At 53.6% G+C, this 21,195-nt stretch carries 18 protein-coding genes and 3 pseudogenes; 12 read left to right on the top strand and 9 right to left on the bottom strand.

Annotated features, from left to right (window positions below; genetic code table 11):
* Positions 1-30: 30 nt before the first annotated feature.
* Complete coding sequence (locus L1889_RS10480; RefSeq protein WP_238665083.1) at positions 31-2,460, bottom strand: membrane-bound PQQ-dependent dehydrogenase, glucose/quinate/shikimate family; 2,430 nt, start codon at positions 2,458-2,460, stop codon at positions 31-33.
* Positions 2,461-2,740: 280 nt separating this feature from the next.
* On the opposite strand from L1889_RS10480, the gene L1889_RS10475 reads away from it, so the two are divergent.
* The gene (locus L1889_RS10475; protein ID WP_238665082.1) at positions 2,741-3,673 is read left to right on the top strand and encodes a malate dehydrogenase; all 933 of its coding nucleotides are present in this window, start codon (positions 2,741-2,743) and stop codon (positions 3,671-3,673) included.
* Positions 3,674-3,840: 167 nt separating this feature from the next.
* Complete coding sequence (locus L1889_RS10470; RefSeq protein ID WP_238665081.1) at positions 3,841-4,287, top strand: DUF3597 domain-containing protein; 447 nt, start codon at positions 3,841-3,843, stop codon at positions 4,285-4,287.
* 72 nt (positions 4,288-4,359) lie between these two features.
* Here the strand turns inward: L1889_RS10470 and L1889_RS10465 are convergent, their stop codons facing one another.
* Positions 4,360-4,572, bottom strand: a complete 213-nt coding sequence (locus L1889_RS10465; protein WP_238665080.1) for a hypothetical protein — start codon at positions 4,570-4,572, stop codon at positions 4,360-4,362.
* A gap of 207 nt (positions 4,573-4,779) precedes the next feature.
* Here L1889_RS10465 and L1889_RS10460 point away from each other — a divergent pair, with 207 nt between their 5' ends.
* Positions 4,780-5,637, top strand: a complete 858-nt coding sequence (locus L1889_RS10460) for a ZIP family metal transporter (RefSeq protein WP_372871748.1) — start codon at positions 4,780-4,782, stop codon at positions 5,635-5,637.
* 10 nt (positions 5,638-5,647) lie between these two features.
* Here the strand turns inward: L1889_RS10460 and L1889_RS10455 are convergent, their stop codons facing one another.
* Together L1889_RS10455 and L1889_RS10450 are read right to left on the bottom strand one after the other, a co-directional pair.
* Entirely contained in the window at positions 5,648-6,157 is a 510-nt protein-coding gene (locus L1889_RS10455) for a 2OG-Fe(II) oxygenase (protein WP_238665078.1), read from the bottom strand.
* A gap of 151 nt (positions 6,158-6,308) precedes the next feature.
* Positions 6,309-7,253, bottom strand: a complete 945-nt coding sequence (locus tag L1889_RS10450) for a LysR family transcriptional regulator (RefSeq protein ID WP_238665077.1) — start codon at positions 7,251-7,253, stop codon at positions 6,309-6,311.
* 133 nt (positions 7,254-7,386) lie between these two features.
* Between L1889_RS10450 and L1889_RS10445 the strand changes: the two are divergent.
* The 8 genes and pseudogenes from L1889_RS10445 to L1889_RS10410 all read left to right on the top strand — a co-directional run bounded on the left by L1889_RS10445 (position 7,387) and on the right by L1889_RS10410 (position 15,760).
* Positions 7,387-8,591 (top strand): annotated as a pseudogene (locus L1889_RS10445) (CaiB/BaiF CoA transferase family protein).
* Positions 8,592-8,677: 86 nt separating this feature from the next.
* A pseudogene (locus tag L1889_RS10440) lies at positions 8,678-9,819 on the top strand (acyl-CoA dehydrogenase family protein).
* A gap of 201 nt (positions 9,820-10,020) precedes the next feature.
* Positions 10,021-10,847, top strand: a pseudogene (locus L1889_RS10435) (transporter substrate-binding domain-containing protein).
* Between the two features lie 123 nt (positions 10,848-10,970).
* The gene (locus L1889_RS10430; RefSeq protein WP_238665076.1) at positions 10,971-11,621 is read left to right on the top strand and encodes an amino acid ABC transporter permease; all 651 of its coding nucleotides are present in this window, start codon (positions 10,971-10,973) and stop codon (positions 11,619-11,621) included.
* Between the two features lie 3 nt (positions 11,622-11,624).
* Positions 11,625-12,287 carry an amino acid ABC transporter permease gene (locus tag L1889_RS10425; protein WP_238665075.1) on the top strand — a complete coding sequence of 221 codons (663 nt, stop codon included), beginning with the start codon at positions 11,625-11,627 and terminating at the stop codon, positions 12,285-12,287.
* A gap of 37 nt (positions 12,288-12,324) precedes the next feature.
* Positions 12,325-13,176 (top strand): amino acid ABC transporter ATP-binding protein, encoded by an 852-nt coding sequence (locus L1889_RS10420; protein ID WP_238665074.1) that lies wholly within the window; start codon positions 12,325-12,327, stop codon positions 13,174-13,176.
* A gap of 103 nt (positions 13,177-13,279) precedes the next feature.
* Positions 13,280-14,614: an FAD-binding oxidoreductase gene (locus L1889_RS10415; protein ID WP_238665073.1), complete on the top strand. Its 1,335-nt coding sequence runs from the start codon at positions 13,280-13,282 to the stop codon at positions 14,612-14,614.
* 207 nt (positions 14,615-14,821) lie between these two features.
* Positions 14,822-15,760, top strand: coding sequence for a TIGR03571 family LLM class oxidoreductase (locus L1889_RS10410; protein WP_238665072.1), 939 nt, complete (start codon positions 14,822-14,824; stop codon positions 15,758-15,760).
* A gap of 14 nt (positions 15,761-15,774) precedes the next feature.
* Here L1889_RS10410 and L1889_RS10405 read toward each other — a convergent pair whose 3' ends face one another.
* The 5 genes from L1889_RS10405 to L1889_RS10385 form a co-directional block, all read right to left on the bottom strand.
* Entirely contained in the window at positions 15,775-17,211 is a 1,437-nt protein-coding gene (locus L1889_RS10405; protein ID WP_238665071.1) for an NAD(P)(+) transhydrogenase (Re/Si-specific) subunit beta, read from the bottom strand.
* Complete coding sequence (locus L1889_RS10400) at positions 17,208-17,516, bottom strand: NAD(P) transhydrogenase subunit alpha part 2 (RefSeq protein ID WP_238665070.1); 309 nt, start codon at positions 17,514-17,516, stop codon at positions 17,208-17,210. The genes L1889_RS10405 and L1889_RS10400 overlap by 4 nt, the downstream gene beginning before the upstream one ends.
* Entirely contained in the window at positions 17,516-18,634 is a 1,119-nt protein-coding gene (locus tag L1889_RS10395; RefSeq protein ID WP_238665069.1) for a Re/Si-specific NAD(P)(+) transhydrogenase subunit alpha, read from the bottom strand. The genes L1889_RS10400 and L1889_RS10395 overlap by 1 nt, the downstream gene beginning before the upstream one ends.
* A 34-nt stretch (positions 18,635-18,668) precedes the next feature.
* Positions 18,669-19,148 (bottom strand): nuclear transport factor 2 family protein, encoded by a 480-nt coding sequence (locus L1889_RS10390; protein WP_238665068.1) that lies wholly within the window; start codon positions 19,146-19,148, stop codon positions 18,669-18,671.
* 145 nt (positions 19,149-19,293) lie between these two features.
* The gene (locus L1889_RS10385; RefSeq protein ID WP_372871452.1) at positions 19,294-19,854 is read right to left on the bottom strand and encodes a transglycosylase SLT domain-containing protein; all 561 of its coding nucleotides are present in this window, start codon (positions 19,852-19,854) and stop codon (positions 19,294-19,296) included.
* Between the two features lie 656 nt (positions 19,855-20,510).
* Here L1889_RS10385 and L1889_RS10380 point away from each other — a divergent pair.
* On the top strand, positions 20,511-21,122 hold the full coding sequence (locus L1889_RS10380) for a superoxide dismutase (protein WP_238665067.1): 612 nt from the start codon (positions 20,511-20,513) through the stop codon (positions 21,120-21,122).
* Positions 21,123-21,195 lie beyond the last annotated feature (73 nt).

Genomic DNA, 21,195 nt, shown 5'->3' with positions numbered 1-21,195 from the left:
TATCAAATTACAGATGTACGATTAGCGGCTTTAGGGCAGGCTGTAGGCGATCACGTAATCGCCACGGTCAGGCGATTGTCGTGCGCCGCCCGCTGAAATAACCACATATTGTTTGCCGGTTTTAGGCGACTTGAAGGTGATGGGGCTGCCTTGGCTTCCAACAGGCAGTCGTTCTTTCCACACCTCTTTACCATTTGCGGTGTCGAAAGCTCGCAGATAGTAGTCCTGGGTACCTGCAAAGAACAGCAGTCCACCCTGTGTGGCCAGCGAGCCGCCCAGGGTGGGCATGCCCACTTCGAAGGGCAAGCCTATTTTGATGCCCATGGGGCCGGTGTCTTTCACGGTGCCAACAGGAACTTGCCAAGCGACTTGTTGAGTCTTCAGGTCCACGGCTGTCATGGTGCCAAAGGGCGGTTTTTGGCACGGAATACCCAGCGGCGACAGGAATCGATCCTTGATGACCGAGTAAGGCGTGCCGCCCAATGGTACTTGTCCCATGCCAGTGTTGGGGGCTTCGCCGCCGTCTGACATCTGATCGCCAGCCTGTTGTGGGACCATGCGTATCCACAGCCCCAGGCGCATGTCGTTCAGGAAGATGAGATCGTTGTTGGGGTCATGCGAAATCCCACCCCAGTTCATGCCACCCAGCGAACCGGGAAACGAGAGGGAAACGTCGGTATCGGGTGCCGTGAACAAGCCTTCGTAGCGCATGGCCTTGAAGTCATTGCGGCAAAGGAGCTGATCGAACAGCGTGGCGCCCCACATATCAGATTCGGTTAGTGTCTGCGTACCAATTTGCGGCATGCCTACAGAAACAGGCTGAGTCTTGGCGTAATCTTCGTTGGGGATGCTGGCCGGCAGCACCTCGCGTTCTTCGACTTCGGTCAGCGGTTGGCCTGTCAGGCGGTCAAGCACGAAAATTTGTCCAGCTTTGGTAGCTACCACCACCGCGGGCACTTTGCTTCCATTTGCTTCAGGGAAGTCGATGAGCGCTGGCGCCATGGGTACGTCGAAATCCCACAGATCGTTGTGCACAGTCTGGAAGTGCCATTTTTCTTTGCCAGTGCTAGCGTCAAGTGCCAGTATAGTGGCGCCATATTTCCTGTCGAGAGCGGTGCGAGTCGCGCCGTACAGATCCACCGAGGGTGACCCTAGCGGCAGGAACACGGTGTTCATGTCTGCATTATAGGAGATTCCAGCCCATACATTCGGTGTGGAGCGCTGGTAGGTGTCGTTGTCGCCCAAAGACGCATTGGGATCGTCGGCGCCCGGGTCAAAGTGCCAGCGCATTTCGCCGGTAATGACATCAAAACCCCGCACAACGCCACCAGGCATGTCTACCTGCACGTTATCGGCAATGCGTCCCCCGACCACCACGGTTGTGCCCGCTACGGTCGGAGCGGCCGTCATGGTGTAGAAGGCCTCGTTGGCGATGGGGCCAATGTTAGCCTTCAGGTCGACAATGCCGTTGTCGCCGAAGTCGTCGCACATCTCGCCATTGTCAGCATTAATGGCTACCAGACGTGAATCAATGGTGTTCATCAGCACGCGGCGCTGGCAACTGCTGTTGGCGGCCAGGGTGACGGGCGGGACCGGGGTAGAGCCGGGCACCGTCGGCTGAACCAAAGGAGCTTCCGCATCAAAATACGCCAATCCACGACAACGCTCCCAAACGCCGCCTACGTTAGCATTAAAGTCGCGTCTCCAAAGCTGTTCGCCGCTGTCAACATCTAATGCAATAACGTTATTCTTAGGTGTGCACAAAAATAGCTTGTCACCAATTTGCATGGGGGTCAGCTGGTCTTCAGCACCGGAACCCGTTGACTCGGGGATGTCGCCCGTTTGGAACACCCACGCCTGTTCAAGCTCATTGACGTTGCCGACATTGATTTGGTCCAGTGCGGCAAAGCGGCCAGTGCCAGCATCGTTACCGTAGTGAGCCCAGTTCTTTTGTTCCTGCTCTGGTGCGACAGCTATTTGGCGACTGGCCGGGGTTGTGGCAATAACTTCGGGGTGACTGCTGAACATAGAGCCAAAGCCCACTAGCCCCAGAATACCCAGTACAACACCAAGAAGGACACCGGGCTTGCCTGAAGCGCTGCTGCCTTCGGCCTTGCGCAGCAAGGGCAGGGTGATTGCGACTACGGCAGCCAGAAATGTCATGGCGAGCAAGCGTGAAATCAGGCCCCAGTAGTCCAGACCAACATCTGCCAGAGCCCAGACCACAGTGCCTGCGAAAACAGCCAGGAACAGCCACGCCCCGGTAGAGCGGCCACGCGCTATTTCTATGGCAGATGCACTGATCACAGCACCAGCGATCAAGAAGTACCAGCTGCCTCCGCGCGATATGAGTGTACCGCCGCCAATGACCAGAAACAGGCCGGCAGCAAGCAAACCAAGTGCTAAAACATAGAGCCAGATTCGGCCAATGCCCAGCTTGGGTTTAAGGGGTGAGTTCAATGGAATGCTCCTTTACTCGTGATTCGATAGTGGTAGCGTAACTTGTCTGAGCGCCTGCAGCCGGTCAATGACGTGCTGCTTTCGCCTTAACGCTTTTCCAACGTTGAAATTATAACTTTTTAGCGTTCAGAAAAAGGGCTCGCCGGCATAAAAGAGACGTTACGTTTTTTTGCAAGACATTTACCCTTGAACGATCAAAGTGAGCGTGCATTGTCTTCTCGGCCGAATTCTATTAACTTACAGAGTCAAGGTCAGGACACTAAAGATAAGGGGCAGCATAATGAAAGTTGGAATTATAGGTGCCGGAGCAGTAGGCAGTGCATGCCTGCTATCGCTTGTGACAGGACAGGTAGCACGGGAAATCGTCCTTGTGAACCGTACGCGTGCACGAGCCGAAGGAATGGTGGCGGATCTGCAGTACGGCGCAACCCTGGGGACAACAGTCGACCTGACTGCCGGCGACTATGCCGACCTTAAGGGCGCTGATGTAGTCCTGATTACTGCAGGTGTCAATGAAAAAGACGGTGGCGCGACCGATCGTGACGACACTGATGGCCGCCTGCGATTGCTTGAGGAAAATGCGAAAGTCTATAGGGACATCGTCCCGCAGATTGTTGCGGCTGCGCCTGACGCCGTGCTGCTGGTGGTAACGGACCCACCCGACCCGCTAGCCGAGCTGGCCTTGAATCTTGCCGGACACGACAAAGTCGTCAGCAGCGGAACTTTTCTGGATACCCAGCGTTTGAAGTTTCATGTGGCGCGCTATTTGGGCGTACATGCAAGCGCTGTAGAGGGACTCGTGCTTGGCGAACATGGCACCTCTCAGGTTTTTGTCTGGTCTAGTGTACGAATAGCAGGAATTCCGCTAATGGATGTGCTGGGCTACGGCGAAGAGCAGTGTGAGAAATTCCAGAAGGAAATAGAGGAAGAAGTACGTCATGCCAACATCACCATTATCGAAGGAACTGGCGCGAGTCAGTTGGGCATCGGTGTGGTGGCGGCACGGTTGACCCGGGCAATACTCTACGATGAACGATTGGTGCTGCCGGTGGGATCGCACGTTCCTGAGTACGGAACCACTCTTTCGGTGCCCAGTATCGTTGGCCGTCAGGGTATTGTGCGCAGGTTGACACCGCATTTGTCCGAGTCCGAGAAACAATTGCTCGCCGAGAGTGCCCGGAAAATCGCTCAGTCGATGAAGGATGCATGCTAGGTGATAGTCTGGCATGCCTGAGTTGTGTAGAAATTTTACGCCAGCTCTGCACTTTGTGTACGGGTCTGCCGTTATGTGAGTGAATGAAAGTTAATTTTGTCGGGCACAGTTCTTGCTATGATAAAGCAGCGCTATGCGCATTCGATCACTCATCAAGGAGTCAGCCGATGTCGATTTTCAAGAATATTTTGGCCAAGATTTTTCCTTCAGACAAACCGGAGGAAAATCCTGCCTCCACCTCTGCGGCCACAAGCTCAGATTCTATTAATCCCGCAGCTTCTGATGTTCCGCCTTCAACAGGCAGCGTAAACCCATCGGCCCAGCAAGAGGTAGCTCGAGCAGCGGCACAAAGGGTGGATGTCACGATGGTGCTTAGCGAAATGCAGTCCAAGCACCCGGAGCAGCTGAACTGGCAAACGTCAATTGTCGACCTTTTGAAATTGCTGGGTCTGGACAGCAGCCTTGCTGCACGCAAGCAACTTGCCGCCGAACTCGGTTACGCCGGAAGCACTGAAGATTCTGCCACTATGAATATTTGGCTGCATAAGGAAGTGATGCGAAAGCTTGCAGAAAATAATGGTCAGCTGCCAGCCGATTTAGGTCACAACGTCTAAACGGCTTATCTTGCCAGAAAGAAGCGCAGCAGCTGTGCCAGGCCCAACCTTCATCGGTTGGGCTTTTTTCCCCTATGGCTGATCGTCGTCGTTCTCGTTCTCGTACTCGGTATCGGCGAACATTTCACGCAGTGAGCGCGGCCGGTCTGCGATCGGAGCGAAACTCTCCAGACGTAGCTGTCCGTGCAAGACGGCTTGTTTTTCGTCATTGCTCTGGGGCAGCAAATGGAATGCTGTCATGCGTCGCTGGTTAAGCTGTCGCACATAGCGCATAAGGTGTTTCATAGTCATCTCGCGTTGAATTCAAATTCTACCCGTATTGCCTGGGCGAATCCAAGTGAGTCCATTAAGATCAGCAGATCCGGGGAATACATTTTTTCTAAGCCGCATTCGGGTGTTTTCTACAACCCGGGAAGCGCATATTTCTGTACGATGAGAAGCTGGCGTGTATTGGGTTGAGTGACGAACTATGTATAGAGCTGAAGGGTTAAGATCGCATTATGTGATCGGGCTGTCCATTGTCTCGATTCTTGCTGTGTTGTTGCTGGCTGCGATACATGCCGATTGGGGACGCAGGGACCCTCAGATGTGGGGGCCCTGGTGGGTGGTTCAATGGCTGCTTTGGCTACTGCGCTGGGCACCTTTCCTGTTGTCCTTGCGTTTCGGTTTTCTCAGCGTGTCTATGACAGCCTGCTCGGTTTCGGTGCCGGAGTCATGCTCGCAGCCAGTTCTTTCTCCCTGATTCTTCCGGCTCTGTCCGTAGCACAGGAGCAAGGCGCTGGCCCATGGGGCGCCGGTGCTCTTGTCGGAACTGGTATTTTGATTGGTGCGTTTCTTTTGCTGCTGATTGACAGGCTGGTCCCGCACGAGCATTTTGTGAAAGGTCGCGAAGGAGTGCAAGGGAAAAAGCTCAAGCGTGTATGGCTTTTTGTGCTTGCCATTAGTCTCCATAACCTGCCTGAGGGGCTGGCGATTGGGGTTGCGTTTGCCGGACCAGATGCCGTCGGTGCAAAGGCGCTCGCATTGGGGATATCAATTCAGGACATCCCCGAGGGCATGGTCGTTGCCCTGGCTCTGAGTGCAGTAGGCTACAGCCGCAGCGTTGCCGTTGCGGTAGCTGTTTTGTCGGGGCTGGTTGAGCCTTTAGCCGCTGTGCTCGGTGTGGCGGTCATTGGCTTGTCGTCCAACTTTTTGCCGTGGGGACTCGCCGGTGCAGCGGGGGCCATGCTGTTTGTGATCAGCCACGAAATCATCCCCGAATCCCATCGGCAAGGGCACGAAGCCTATGCGACGGTGGGTCTCATGCTCGGCTTTGTGCTTATGATGATTCTGGATACGGCGTTGGGCTAACAGGCTGGCTTTAGTTCCGCTCGTCAGTTCTAAACCAGCCGCTCAGGCTAAGACGTGGTTTGTTGGCGGGCAGTACGGCATGAGGAAACACATCGCTGCGAAAAAGCACCAAGCGGCCTGGCTGGGGCAATATGCGATGAATTTCAAGACTTGGGTCGTCGGGTGAATACAGGCAGAGTTCACCTCCATCTTCAGGACCCCAATTCCGGTTTAAATACAAAACCAGAGAGATACGCCGATGTGGGTTGCCCCGATGCTGATCCATATGCGTGGTGTATCCCTGCCCGACTGCATAGCGTGCAAAGTGGAATTCCTCGCTTTTCAGGCCGGTATAGAAGGCAGCGTTCAGTTCCAGGCGCAGTTTTCGGGCCCATTCTAGGAACTCGCTTGCGCTGGATGCGGGATCGCTATTGTCCAGCCACGAGATGGCATCCCCCGGATGCTGGCGACGGCAGCTGGGCTGTGCTCGTAACCCACGCGAGCAGGTTGAAAGCGATTGCTGGACCAGACTGTATTGCAATACTGAAATAGTCCTTCGTGCAGGGCGGGCTCGATTACATCGTCTGAGCATGCCCAGCTATGCTGGGAAAGCTGATCAAAAAGCTGTTTATGCGTCTCCATGGTGCCCTGTTTTCATGTTGTCTGGCCTGTTATAGATAATAAGTTTTTGGCTATGTGGGTGGGGCGGGGCTACTTGGAAAATCTTGCTGTACTACTTCAGATTCCGGGTGTTGCAGATGGCGTCTGGCGATATCAAGAAACGCTGCGCCCGCAGGTGTAAGAGCGTGCTCACGCGTGGCGGCAAGCACCATTTTTTGTGTGGGAAAACGGCCGAGCAAAGGTTTGCAGACAATGGCCTTGCCGTCGTAAGTGATATCGCTGTTTGGCCGGGTGACGAGTATGGATACGCCATGGCCATTGGCCACCATGGAGCGCACCATTTCCAGCGAGCTGGTCTCGGCCACGATATTAGGCTTGACGCCGTCGAAATCAAGAATAGAGAGAAAGTATTCCCGGCTATGGGGCAGATTGATCAGGATGAAAGGTTCCTGATCAAGTTCGGAGACGTGGACACTTTCCTGACCGGCCAAATAATGATCCAGAGGCAACAAGACATAAGGTACATGCTCATCAAGCAGATGCAGTGTGACGCGGCCAGCGATACCGGTGTCGTACATCAATGCCAGATCAAGCGTGTCGCGCTCGATACGGTCAAGCAAGGTTTCAGTATCGGCTTCAAATAGCCTGACTTTTATTTGTGGGTAAGCCTTTTGGCAGGCCCGCACCAACCCCGGGAAATACCTGGGGCCTAATGTAGAGAAGCACCCTATCTTAAGCTCGCCAGCGATATCCAATTCGCTTTTCTGGCTAAGGGCTTGCGCCTGCTGCAAAATACGCCGGGCACGCCTGTATCTTTTTACGCCGTCAGCGGTAAGTTGCATCCCCTGGGCATGCAAACGTACAAACAGCCGGGTTTGCCATAAGGTTTCGAGGGCGCTGATGGCGTTGGAAATCGAAGGTTGCGACACGTGTAAGAAGCGTGCAGCCTGTAGCGTGCCGCCCTGCTGGGCAGCGGCAACAAAATACTCTAGCTGGCGAAGTGAGAATTGAATCAAAATAATTAATTCATATGATCAGTTTTTAGTATTTTTAATTATACAGAACAGTGGCTAGTATTTATCTTCAATGTGCTGATTAGTTCAGTGTGCGTTCTACACCTCAACAGCGTTGCAGAATCAGGAGAATAGTATGGATGACGTACAGCGGCCGCTAACTGGCGTGCGTATCGCCGATTTCACACGGGTTCTGGCGGGCCCGTTCTGTACGGCGCTCCTGGGCGATCTGGGTGCAGAGGTCATCAAGATCGAGCCACCACAAGGCGATGATTACCGGGCAATCGGACCTATGAAAAATGGGGCCAGTGCATTATTTACGGTTATGAACCGAAATAAAAAAGTATCGCACTGGACCTGAAGCACCCTGACGGCCTCGCACTGGCGCGCCAGATTGCCGGGCAAGTTGATGTGGTGGTTGAAAATTTCAGGCCTGGTGTCGCCGATAAACTGGGTATTGGCTACGAAGCCTTGAAGGCCATTAACCCCAAACTCATTTACGTGAGTGTCTCTGGCTTTGGACAGGACGGGCCTGCAGCGCATCGGCCCGCTTACGACATCATTATCCAGGCCATGAGCGGGATGATGGATGCAACGGGCTTTCCAGATGGCCCGCCCACCTTGATCGGCGAGGCTATCTCAGATGTATTGAGCGGTTTGTTTGCTTCGTGGGGCACGTTGGTGGCACTGTACTCTCGCGAGCGTACGGGCTTGGGCACACACGTAGATGTTTCGATGTTTGATTCGACACTGGCCTTTGCCGCAACATCGGTATCACGGTTCGTATTTACCGGGCAGGACGCCCACCGCGTAGGCAACCGACATCCGTTATCGGCACCGTTCGGAGCTTACCGAGCCCGTGACGGATACTTCGTGCTGGCCATTCTGAATAACAAGCTATTTCATCAGTTTGTTGCATTCATTGGGCACCCGGAGTTTATTGACGATCCCCGTTTTGCCGACGATGTGGCACGTTCTGCACACGAACCCCAATTGCGCGCTTGTATTGAAAGCTGGGCAACGCAGTTCAGCGTAGAGGAAGTCTGCGAAATCCTTGAGACGGCACATATTCCGGTCGCTCCGATCTGGAACGTACGACAGGCCCTCGCGTCAGAGCAAAGTGTATACAGGGGCGTCTTGTCCCCGGTTGACGATCCTAACCTTCCAGGAATGAAGCTGCCTTCTCAGCCGGTCAAGTTCTCAGCCTATGACGGCAATCGCGTTACACGTGCGCCGGGGCTGGGTGAGCATACTGACGCGACTCTGGGGGAGTTGCTGGGCCTGGCTCAGTCACGCATCGAAGAGTTGCGTGCCGCTGGCGCTTTTGGAGCTGCGGGCTGAAGGCCGTGGACTGGGACTTATCGCCTGAGAGCTACAAGTTATTTCTGTAACCGTTTACCGATTATGTCTTCATATAGAGAGCGAACATGACAAAAAAACGTTTAGGTGTGACCGAGGAAGATCTGGAGATCGCCGCGGCAGTCGGGCGCTATGCCGAGACTGAGCTGGGGCCGTATGCGCAGCAGGTTGATGAGGACGAGATATCGACGGTGCGCTATGTTCCTGGCTTGGCAGCGTTAGGGGTAATGGGGATGAACTTGCCAGAAACGTGGGGTGGTCCGGGAATTAGTCCGGTTGCCCTGGTGCTGTCACTGGCAGAAATAGCGAAGCGATGTGCGTCCACAGCCTCGATGGTCGGCGCGCATTATCTGGCTACTGACTCGATTTTGCTGAGTGGTAACGACGACATCAAAAAGCGTTACTTACCTGATGCCGCCACAGGAGCGCGACTTGGTGCTTTTGCCTTGACTGAACCCAGAGCGGGTTCAAATCCGGCAGATATGTCGACCCGGGCTATACGCCAGGGTGAATCCTACCGGCTAAGCGGGGTGAAGCATTTCATCTCCAATGCTGATGAGGCGGACTTCATCGTTGTCTATGCAAAAACAGACACTCAGGCAGGTCACCGAGGCATTAGTGCCTTTGTACTCGACCGGAATTCGCCTGGTGTTCAAGTGTCTTCACATGAAAAATTGATGGGGATACGAGGAGGCCACGCTTTTGAACTGGCACTCGATTGTGAGGTTCCATCCGGGAACCGGCTCGGGGACGAGGGAACGGGTTTTCTTCTGGCCATGAAGGTTTTGGATAACAGCCGTCTTGATGTGGCGGCGAGCAGCTTGGGTATTGCAGAAGCAGCCTTTGAGGCAGCGGTCGAATGGGCCAGGCAGCGCCAGATAGGCGGTGAACCTTTATCGAGCAAGCAGGGCATTCAGTGGATGCTGGCAGACATGAAAGTTCGTCTTGAGGCAGCTTGGGGCTGACCCTGCAGGCACTTGCACTGCGTATGGAAGCTAAGCGCTTTACGCTTGAAGCGTCTATGGCCAAGTTGTATGCCTCGGAAGCGGCGGGTTTCATCACCGATACGGCGCTGCAGATCCATGGAGGCTATGGATTCAGCCGTGAGTTGCCGCTGGAACGTTATGCGCGCGACGCGCGCATTATGCGTATCTATGAAGGATCTTCGGAGATTCAGCGTACCGTTATTGCACGCTCGGTTCTTGGCTAAGGGGGGCGTGCATTACAGGTATTTTCCCTAGTTTTATAGGGGCGTGCCCTGATTGTGATTCTCAATCGTTGACAGCCAAAAGCTAATGTATATACTTTTACTGAGTCATATAAAAAAGCCCTGCTAATTAAAACAAGTGGTGCTGCATATTGAAAGCCGGTTTCACCGGTCTTGTGTATCGCCTAAATTGAGGAGTACAAGATGCGCTTTTTCCAAACCCTGAAATTATGTTTGGCTACGGCCTGTCTCGCTGCATTGGCCATGCCAGCCTATGCAGCAGACCAGCTCGATCGTATCAAGCAAGCGGGTGAGCTTGTGGTCGGCACTGAAATGCAGTTCGCGCCTTTCGATTTCATGGAGAACGGCAAGCAGACCGGTTTTAACAAGGATTTTTTGCTGAAGTAGGCGAGGCGCTGGGCGTAAAGATCCGCTTTATCGATCTGCCCTGGGCCAGTGTCTTGCCCGGTCTGGAAGCCAAGAAATTTGACCTGGTGGGCGGCCCGTTAAATGTGACGAAGGCTCGGATGGAGCGTTATACCTTTACGCTTCCGGTTGCGGACGGCACTGTCGCGTTTCTAAAAAGCGCCAAGAACACAGAGCTGACTGATTCCAGTCAGGTTGCAGGCAAAGTCATAGGTGCCGGTAGAGGGTCCTCTCAACTTGAGCAAACGAAGCAGTACGTAGACACGCTCTCGCCACGTCCAGAGATCAAGGAGTACATCGATAACAATCAGGCCTACGCTGACTTGGCTGCTGGACGTATCGTGGCAGTCGGTAACTCGATTACGAATATTGCTTATGTGGCACAACAGCGTCCCGAAATGTTTGCCGTGTTGCAGCCGCCGTTTGGCAATAAGGTTTATTTTGCCTATATGGGCCAGAAGACCGAGGACAGCCAGTCATTGCTTAAAGCGATAGATGAGGTGATTCTAGCCATGCACAAAGACGGCCGTCTGGCTGCATTGCAACAGAAATGGTTTGGCATGGAAATGGAAGTTCCCACTGAAACTTTCGTTCCTACCGTTTAAATCTGCCGAGGCCGCGGGGGCCCGCCGACGCATCGGCGCCCCGGGCAAACGCGGCTCCCAGTATTTGGCCTCTCATATCAATTACGTTTTGATTGAGATCGGGGCCCTTTAGCAAGAGCGTCCATGTTTGATTATCAGTCTGCTTTCGGGGCATTCCCCCTGCTGCTCCAAGCCGCGCAAATGACGATTTACGTCTCGGCGGTAGGGCTGCTGGTGGGCTTCATCATTGCAATTGGTGTGGCCAGCGCCTGCATGTCATCGGCGGCCAGTCTCAGGCACTTGGGAAACTTCTACGTTTTTTTCTTCCGCGGCGTCCCGCTCATCGTGCAGCTGATGCTTGCCTATTATTTTCTGCCGTTTATTGGTGTCAATGTCGCGCCCATTGTGGCGGCCATCATTGCTATTTCCTTGTGTGAAGGGGCTTATCTGGGCGAGATATTGCGGGGCGGATTTATGGGTATTCCACGCGGTCAAATGGAGGCTACCCAATTGTTGGGCTTCTCTCGCTTCAGTACGCTGACAAGAGTTCAGGTCCCCCAGGCTTTGAAGCTGACCACCCCCTCACTGATCAATGAAATGATTTTACTCGTCAAGGCCTCATCACTCATTTCTGTGGTGGGGGTAGCGGAAATCACACGCACGGCCCAAAACATTGTGGCCACCACGTTTACACCGCTTGAGATCTACCTTGCTGCAGGCTTCGTCTATTTAATTATTAATGGATTATTGTCCATCGCTGGCTATTTCGCTGAGCGTCGCTTCGGAAGGTCGTAGGACATGAATCTTAATTTCTCTGATATTGCTGATTATTGGCCGGATATCCTGAGCGGCTTTTTTATTACGATTGCCACGTGGATGGGCGCAGTGTTACTGGGTCTGCTGTTGGGGTTTTTTATAGCGGTATTGCAATTGTATGGCGGACGATGGGTACGCGGTGTTTTGCGCGTGTATATCGAAGTGCTGCGTACCACCCCCTTTTTGATACAGTTATTCATACTGTATTACGGCGGACCCAGTCTTGGCCTGGAACTAAGTGCCATGTCTGCAGGCGTATTTGCACTGGCCATTTATGGCAGCGCCTATTTTGCGGAGATATTTCGTGCCGGGTTCATATCGGTTTCCAAGGGGCAGCTAGAAGCGGCACAGTGTCTTGGGTTTTCGCGCCTGACGGTAGTGTGGCGGGTGCAGTTTCCGCAAATGCTGGTCATCATCACACCAGCCTTGATCAACATGGTCATTATTCTCAGTAAAGAAACATCGATTTTATCTATTGTGACTGTGCCCGAGCTTACTGCTGTGCTCACCCAAATTGGAACCGAGCAGTTCTTGTACATGGAGACTACGCTTATCTTGTGTGCATGCTATTTGTTGTTGGTCGCCATTACCCAGCGCTTTGGCCGTTGGGCAGAGCAGCGGGCGAGCCATTATCTGGCGCGTTAAGGCGCTGTATGCTTGTAGGAATGAAACAGGAGTCGCTATGAATACGAACACCACTCAGGCCAGCGGGGCATCTGAATATCTCATCGAAGCCCGTGCCGTCAGCAAGCATTACGGTCAGACTCAGGTGTTGAAAGGTATCTCGATGGGCGTGCGCAAGTCGGAGGTGACCTGCATTATTGGTCCTTCTGGCTCAGGAAAGAGCACCTTGCTGCGCTCCCTGGCATTTCTCGAAGAATATGACAGCGGAGACGTCCTGATTGAGGGTGAACTTCTTGGGTACGTTGACAAGGGCGGGCGTCGCGAGAAAGCGTCCCTGTCTGAACTCAATCGTGTGCGCCGTCATGTAGGTATGGTCTTTCAGCAATTTAACCTATGGCCTCACATGACGGCTTTGGGTAATGTGGCTGAGGCTCTGATCAGGGTCAAGAAGATGTCCCGTACGCAGGCTCGTGGAAAGGCTTACGCCATGCTCGAAAAAGTCGGGCTGGCGGAAAAAGCTGATAGCTATCCGATACGGCTGTCTGGCGGGCAGCAGCAGCGCGTGGCTATAGCCAGGGCGCTGGCCATGGAGCCGCATATCATGCTGTTTGATGAGCCCACGTCCGCACTTGATCCAGAACTTGTCGGTGAAGTTCTTCAAGTGATGAAGGATCTGGCGCGTGAGGGAATGACCATGGTGGTGGTGACCCACGAAATGGGCTTTGCAGCGCAGGTTGCTGACCGGGTGATCTTTATCGACAAAGGCGAGATAGCAGCGAGCGGCGCTCCAGAGGACATTTTTCATGATGCCGAGCAGCCCCGCTTAAAGCTGTTTTTGCAAAATTATTTCGATAGAAATGCCTTTTGGAGCCGGGATGCGGCTCCCACCGTCGATGAGGTCGTTGCCTGAGCTTTTGCTTATGAATTCCGGAGGCTCAAAACCTGAGCGCCAATCCACACATGTGAGTCTGATTTATGTTTCCTGATCTTAAGTCCCTGAGCACCACAGTGTCATGCCTGTTGCCGCAAGACGGCCTGCAGGCCTATTTGGGGATGCCAGCGGGCTGTGCAGTTCGGCTGATCCATCCATGGTGTTTCGCCCTGCAACGACCGAGCAGGTAGCCGACATTGTGCGGGCCTGCACTGCTGAGGGCCGGGCCCTGACGATTCAGGGAGGGCTTACCGGATTGGCTGGTGGCGCTGTGCCAGCTCCGGGTGACGTTGTTATTTCGTTAGCCCAGATGAATCGGCTCGAGGATTTTGATACCGTGGGCGGCACCGCGACCGTCCAGGCTGGGATGGTACTGGAAACACTATGTGCTTTGGTGGAAGAGCAGGGATGGTATTTTCCGCTGGATTGCGGTGCCCGCGGCTCGTGCCAGATAGGCGGAAACGTGGCAACCAATGCCGGAGGTAACCGTGTCCTGCGCTATGGAACAATGCGTGAGCTTGTGCTGGGGCTCGAGGTCGTACGGGCAGATGGCACTGTGCTTACCATGCTGAATCAGGGTTTGAAGAACAATACGGGTATTGACCTAAAGCACCTCTTTATTGGCTCGGAAGGGACGCTTGGTGTCATTACGCGCGTCGTCTTGCGCCTGTTTCCCAAACCAGAGCGGCGCTACAGCGCCTTGCTGGCATTGGATACCTTCGAGCAGCTTACAAAAATTCTTAAGCGCGCGCGAGGGTCACTTCCCGAGCTTTCGTCTTTTGAGGTGATGTGGAAAGACTACCTGCAGGCGGCTGCTGCGGCCCTCGATAAGACGCCGCCGTTTAATGCAAGTTTCCCCCTATACATTCTGCTTGAGACAGAAGGCAGGAACAGCCCTGAAGAGGCCGCAAAAATACAGGATTTTTTGGGCGAGCTGCTCGAAGCGGAGCTGGTGCAGGATATTATCGTTCCTCAAAATGAAGAGCAGGCGGCTCAGCTTTGGAAATTCCGGGATGCTATCGGTGAGATCTTGCGCGATATGCAGCCTTACGTGGCCTTTGACGTGGGTATTTCATTACCGGCTCTGCCCGCATTCATTGATTCAGTAACCGCAGAGCTTTCCCAAACCTGGCCGGAGGCTCGAAGCCTGCTGTTCGGGCACTTGGGCGATGGCAATCTTCATTTGTCCACGGGTCCGCACGCTCCTGAAAATATTGTTGCGGTCGAAGAGTTAGTCTATCGTGCGGTTCAGAAAGTGCAGGGCAGCATATCAGCCGAGCATGGTATAGGCAGGGTAAAAAAGGCATTCTTGAAATACAGCCGCAGTGAAAGTGAACTCGCGCTGATGCGTGAACTTAAACAGGTACTTGACCCCACCGGTTGTCTGAATGCCCAGCGAGTTATTGATACGCCCTGATCAGCCTAGAAGCTGTTCATTCAAGCTGGAGGGCGCTTTCAAGCCGTTTTATGTCTATAACCCTACTCGTTCTAAAAAGAGTTACCTTTTGCCTTAATGTTAGACGGTTAAGTCACACCCAGATCCAGGCATGGCTTAATGCTATAAAGGACGACATCAAGCGGGGCCGAAAAGCAGACCCGTGATTGCGTCTTTAAAGGTATATGAATGTCTGGTTTCAATGCAGCTTACGCAAAAACATTTAGATCAGGACGCCTAACCCTGGGGCTGATGACTCCGTTTGCTCAGTTGCGTGGGCAAATGGCGCATCCGGACGAGGCGCTGGAGTTGGCGGCGCTTGCAGACGATCTCAATTTTGCGGCGCTATGGGCGCGTGATGTTCCGCTGATGATTCCTCAGGGCCACGATAATATGGTCAGTGCCCTCGATGACCCTTTCTTGTGGCTGGCGGGGCTGGCGGGTGCTACGCAAAGAATTGCAATGGGCGCGGCGGCAATTGTGCTGCCCCTACGGCATCCTTTACATGTAGCCAAGGCAGCGCTGACACTGGATCGATTGAGTTCTGGCCGCTTTATCCTGGGGCTGGGTTCGGGCGACAGGCCTGAAGAGTTTGACCCGTTTGGCGCCGATCTTGAGTCGCGTAAAGAAGCCTTCAGCAACGGCTGGTCTTTGTTGCGAGCGGCGCTGTCCCCGATGGTTGAGGAACGTGCTTCATTGTTGGAGGCTACCGGAGGCTACGAGCTGATGGCGATTCCTGAATTCCGGATTCCAATGATGGCAGTGGGTTCGGCACGTCAGTCTATACAATGGATTGCCGAGCATGCCGATGCGTGGGCAACTTATCATAGGCTGGAAGAGCGGCAGCAGGGCCGTATCAGAATGTGGCAACAGGCGCTTGAGCAACGTGCAGAAGGAAGCCCAAAGCCTTTTGTGCAGTCACTACAGCTTGATTTGCTTCAAGATCCTGTTGCGGCGGCTGAACCCATAAACTTAGGGCTGCGATGTGGGCGGAATGCGCTTCTGGATTACCTGCGCCGTCTCGAGGCTTTAGGCGTAGGGCACGTTCTGATTAACCTGGCCAGAAATGAACGGCCCGTACGCGATGTGATACAAGAGCTTGGCGAAGAGGTGCTTCCCCTGCTTTAAGTCATGGTTCCTGTCTACTCTACCGCCTTGACCATATCTTCCAATACCTTCTTGGCATCACCAAAGACCATCATGGTTTTGTCCATATAAAACAGCTCGTTATCCAGACCCGCGTAGCCAGCGGCCATTGAGCGTTTATTTACAATAATGGTACGTGCCTTGTACGCTTCCAGAATGGGCATGCCAGCGATGGGCGACTGCGGATCGTTCTTGGCGGCGGGGTTGACGACATCGTTGGCACCTAAGACCAGCACCACATCAGTCTGGGAAAACTCACTGTTGATGTCGTCCATCTCAAAGACCTGATCGTAGGACACCTCGGCTTCGGCAAGCAGCACATTCATATGACCAGGCATCCGGCCAGCAACGGGGTGAATGGCGTACTTTACCGTGATACCCTGCTCGGTGAGCTTATCCGTGAGTTCTTTTAGCGCATGCTGTGCACGGGCCACGGCCAGGCCATAACCGGGCACAATGGTGACCGTATCAGCGTTGCTGAGCATGAACGCCGCATCATCTGCACTGCCGGATTTAACATTGCGCTGCTCCTGCGAGGCCTGACCGGCTACGCCTGCTTCTGCACCGAAGCCACCCAGGATTACATTGAAGAACGAGCGATTCATGGCTTTGCACATGATGTACGACAGAATAGCGCCTGACGAACCCACCAGTGAACCGGCAATGATCAGCATGGGGTTATTTAACGAAAAGCCGATGCCTGCCGCTGCCCAGCCCGAATAGCTGTTAAGCATGGATACCACCACCGGCATATCCGCGCCACCGATAGGGATGATGATCAGTACGCCCAGTACAAAGGCGATAACCGTCATGATGATGAACGGTGTCCATTGCTGTGTGGCAATAAACCAGATACCTGCAGCCACCATGGCAATACCCAAGAGCAGGTTCAGAATATGCTGGCCTGAAAAAACCACGGGTGCGCCTTGAAACAGGCGAAACTTATACTTGCCAGACAGCTTGCCAAAAGCAATAACCGAGCCCGAAAAAGTGATTGCCCCAACGAAGGTACCAATAAATAGCTCGAGGCGGTTGCCTAGAGGGATGCTGCCGTCAGGATTGGCAATGCCAAAGGCGGTAGGCTCACCGATGATGGCAATGGCAATGGCTACTGCAGCCAGGCCGATCATGCTGTGCATGAAGGCAACGAGCTCGGGCATTTTCGTCATTTCGACGCGCTTGGCCATGATTGTGCCAATGCTGCCGCCCACCAGTAAGCCTATTAGTACCCAGACTAAACCTATACCAGCCGCCCCTTCGCGAGCCAGACCGATGATCAGTACCGCTGTCGTTACAATGGCAATACCCATCCCTGCCATGCCGAATGCATTTCCGCGACGTGAGGTAGTTGGGTGTGAGAGCCCTTTCAGTGCCTGGATAAAGCAGACTGAGGCGATCAGGTAAAACAGTGTGACCAGGTTCATGGAGATCATTGTTGAGCTCCCTTGCGATCTTTCTTCTTGAACATTTCAAGCATGCGGCGAGTGACCAGAAAACCGCCGAACACATTGACGGCAGCCAGCGCCACGGCGAACACCCCCATATAGCGGGAGAGGCTGCTTTCAGTCAAGGCGGCAGCCAGCATGGCGCCCACGATCACGATGGCAGAAATAGCGTTAGTGACTGCCATCAGGGGCGTGTGCAATGCAGGGGTGACGTTCCAGACCACATGGAAACCGACGTAAATAGCCAGCACGAAAATAATGAAATTGATGAGAGTAGGGCTAACTACGTCCATTAGGCGCTCCTGGTGACGTGGCCATCTGTAGTGACCTGGCAGGCGACGACAATATCGTCGTCTTGGGGGATGGCAAGATTGCCCTCCGCATTGATGATCAGTTTCAAAAAATCCAGCACATTACGCGCATACAGCGCTGAGGCGTCTGTTGCCAGTAAAGCAGGAAGGTTTGACAGCCCGATCAGGGTAACGCCGTGTTTTTCTACAACGTGGTCTTTTTCGGAGAGCGGGCAATTGCCGCCACGCTCAACCGCCAGATCCACAATGACGGAACCGGGCTTCATGGCCTGGACGGTGTCGGCCGTAATTAACGTTGGAGCAGGGCGCCCTGGAATCAACGCCGTAGAAATCACGATATCAGCTTGCTTGCAGCGTTCTGAAACCAGCACGGACTGCCGGGCCATCCAGGACTCGGGCATGGCACGGGCATAGCCACCCACACCTTGGGCGATCTCGCGTTCTTCATCGGTCTCGAAAGGAACGTCAATGAACTTCGCGCCCAACGATTCCACTTGTTCCTTGGCGGCAGGACGTACGTCAGAGGCTTCTACGATTGCGCCCAGCCGTCGAGCGGTAGCAATGGCTTGCAGGCCGGCGACGCCTACACCGAGCACGACGACACGAGCGGCTTTGACTGTTCCGGCCGCTGTCATCATCATGGGCATGAGCCGGCCGTAATGATTCGCGGCCAACAGTACGGCTTTATAACCCGCCAGGTTGGCCTGCGACGACAAGACGTCCAGGCTTTGGGCGCGAGTCGTGCGTGGAGCAGCCTCTAGTGCAAAAGAGGTGAGTCCGGCGGATGCGAGCGCCCTTAGGCCTTCGGCGTTGTAGGGATCAAGCATGCCCACCAGAACCGAGCCCGATGTCATGTATGGCAGCTCATTGCTGTCGGGGGCGCGTACTTTTAATACAAGCTCAGTGCTAAAAGCTTGAGAAGCGTCGACCATTTGGGCGCCGGCTTGTTCGTATGCATCATCGCTGTAGCGAGCGGCTTCTCCTGCTGCGCGTTCAACGAAGACGGTGTGCTTGGCAGTGACGAGCTTTTTCACCGTTTCAGGTGTGGCTGCCACTCGGGTTTCCCCTGCCGCTGTTTCCTTTGGAATTCCGATTCGCATAGTTTTATGTTTAATGGTCAGAGTCGATGTGCAGTTAGAGTCCAAGCTCGCTCAGGCCCGGGTGGTCGTCGGGGCGACGTCCTTGATGCCAGTGAAACTTGCGATCCGCTTCGTGTATAGGAAGATCATTAATGCTGGCGTAGCGCAACTGCATTAAGCCTTGATCGTTAAATTCCCAGTTTTCGTTGCCATACGAACGGCACCAGTTAGCTGAGTCATCGCACCATTCGTAGGCAAACCGTACCGCAATTCTTGAACCTTCAAAAGCCCAAAGCTCTTTAATCAGCCGGTATTCCAGCTCTTTAGTCCATTTTCGCGTCAGAAAATCCACAATTTGTTGCCTGCCAGTAACGAACTCTGAACGATTACGCCACACGCTTTCTGAGGTGTAAGCCAAAGCAACGCGTTGCGGGTCACGGGTATTCCAGCCATCTTCTGCAAGACGTACTTTTTGTATTGCCGTTTCACGTGTAAACGGTGGCAGGGGCGGACGACTCTCAACATTTGCAACCATGTTCAACTCCTTTCTTAAGGGGGGCCAAACTATCCTAACGTAGATAAGGGCAATCGTGTTCGGCATACCATCCTGAATCTTCGTCTTGGCCAGTTTAACGATTGCTGGCGTGAATGGCAGGTATTGAATCCGTTGTACTGCGATTTTAGAGGGTGCTTTCGCAACTTCGGTATTGGGCACCGAAGCGTTCGGCTCTTTCCTGCACTTTGGCGGCAACCCCTTTTAGCCATGGCTTGCGGTCATAGCTGCGGTTGCGATAGCCCGTCCAGCCTTCGTGATAATTCAGATACTGCCCGTAGGCATCCCATTTGGACGTGCCATTCAGCCTTTGAGCCTTGCTCATGTACCAACCCATGAAATCCAGAGCATCGCCAAAGTTATCGCGGCTGACTAACCAGGCATTTGTCTCGCGCTTATAGTCAGCCCAGGTCTCGTCTTTAGCCTGAGCGTAGCCGTAGGCTGAGCTAACACGACCCCAGGGAATGAAGCCCAGGATATAGCGGCGCGGTGGCAGGGCGTCGTGCTTGAAGCTGGATTCCTGATACACCACAGACAGTGCTACCTGAGGCGGCACGCCCCATTTTTTCTGCGTTTTCTTGGCGGCCCGGTGCCAGCCGGACTTTTCGCGAAAGATCTCACAGATGTTTTCAGGGTTGCCGGGTGGCACGGTGGCGCAGCCGGTAACGAGCAGAAGTAAGGCCAGCATCGTAAAGATGCACAACTTCCTGCCAGGCAAGGCAGGAATAGCGAAGGCTGAAAATAGGGGCTGGGTTTGATGGCCTTGGTAAAATCGGTGCTTCGGTTGCGAATGGGCTGGGTGCAGGACTGTTGTGAATTTCATCTGAAATTTGCAGCATGTAAGTATTCAAGCTTCAATCTTAGCGTTTACGCTCCACATTGTGTTGGCCGCCCAGCCCATAGCAGCGATAAGTTATAGGCCCAGGCAGGATTTTTGAATCAAATCGTACTGCAAAAGCATGATGTCCACCTGCAAGTGGCTCTCTTGATAAAGAAGCTGTATGAAATGAGTTTTGAAAGGCTTTGTCTTTATAACCAAGTAGAAGGTTATATTTACATTTATAAATACAAATGCTTATCATTTGTGATTAAGATGGGGGAGCCACCTTTATTGGAGGGCGTCACAGCCGCCGCACCTATGCCGAGTTGACACGTTTTATGAAACGTCACCCCGGACGATCTGCACGCATGCGCCATACGTGGGTTTAGGCGCAGCCGGATCTACACGCGAGCAGCGCAGACAATGATCTTCAGAACGCTAATACACCGGGCGCATGTTTGTTGGCGCCTGTTCTCAGACTATTTTGTCCCTTGCTCACTTGAACTTCCAAACGGAGTTGTCCTATGTCTTATACATTGCCCCCATTGCCGTATGCCTATGATGCACTCGAGCCAAATATTGATGCGCAGACAATGGAAATCCATTACACCAAACACCATCAGACCTACATCAATAATGTGAATGCAGCCCTAGAGGGCGAAGGATTGGCATTTCCTCCAGTGGAAGAACTGGTGGCCGATATCAGTAGCCTGCCGGAATCAGTCCAAGCTGCTGTGCGCAACAACGGCGGCGGCCATGCCAATCACAGTTTGTTCTGGACGGTGATGTCGCCGGAGGGAGGCGGGAAACCATCTGGCGATATCGCCTCGGCGATTGAGAACGAACTGGGCGGTCTGGAAAAATTCAAAGAGGACTTCACCAAGGCGGCGCTGACACGCTTTGGCAGCGGTTGGGCCTGGTTGAGTGTAACGCCACAGAAGAAATTGCTTGTCGAAAGCACCGCTAACCAAGACAGCCCGCTTATGAACGGCAATACACCTGTTCTGGGCCTGGATGTCTGGGAACATGCTTATTATCTGAAGTATCAAAACCGTCGCCCCGACTACATTGCTGCTTTTTATAATGTCATTGACTGGCCCGAAGTTGAGCGCCGTTACCAAGCTGCGCTGGGTTAATTATCCACGGATTGCACCAGTCTTCTGTCAGGCTAAGGCCTGCAACCGCCTTGCCTGACAGAGAGATCATATT

This window comes from Paenalcaligenes niemegkensis (genome assembly GCF_022230885.1).
GTDB classification, from domain to species: Bacteria; Pseudomonadota; Gammaproteobacteria; order Burkholderiales; family Burkholderiaceae_B; genus Paenalcaligenes; species Paenalcaligenes niemegkensis.
Note: the sequence above shows the minus strand (reverse complement) of the source record. Positions and strands in the feature narration are given on the sequence as shown.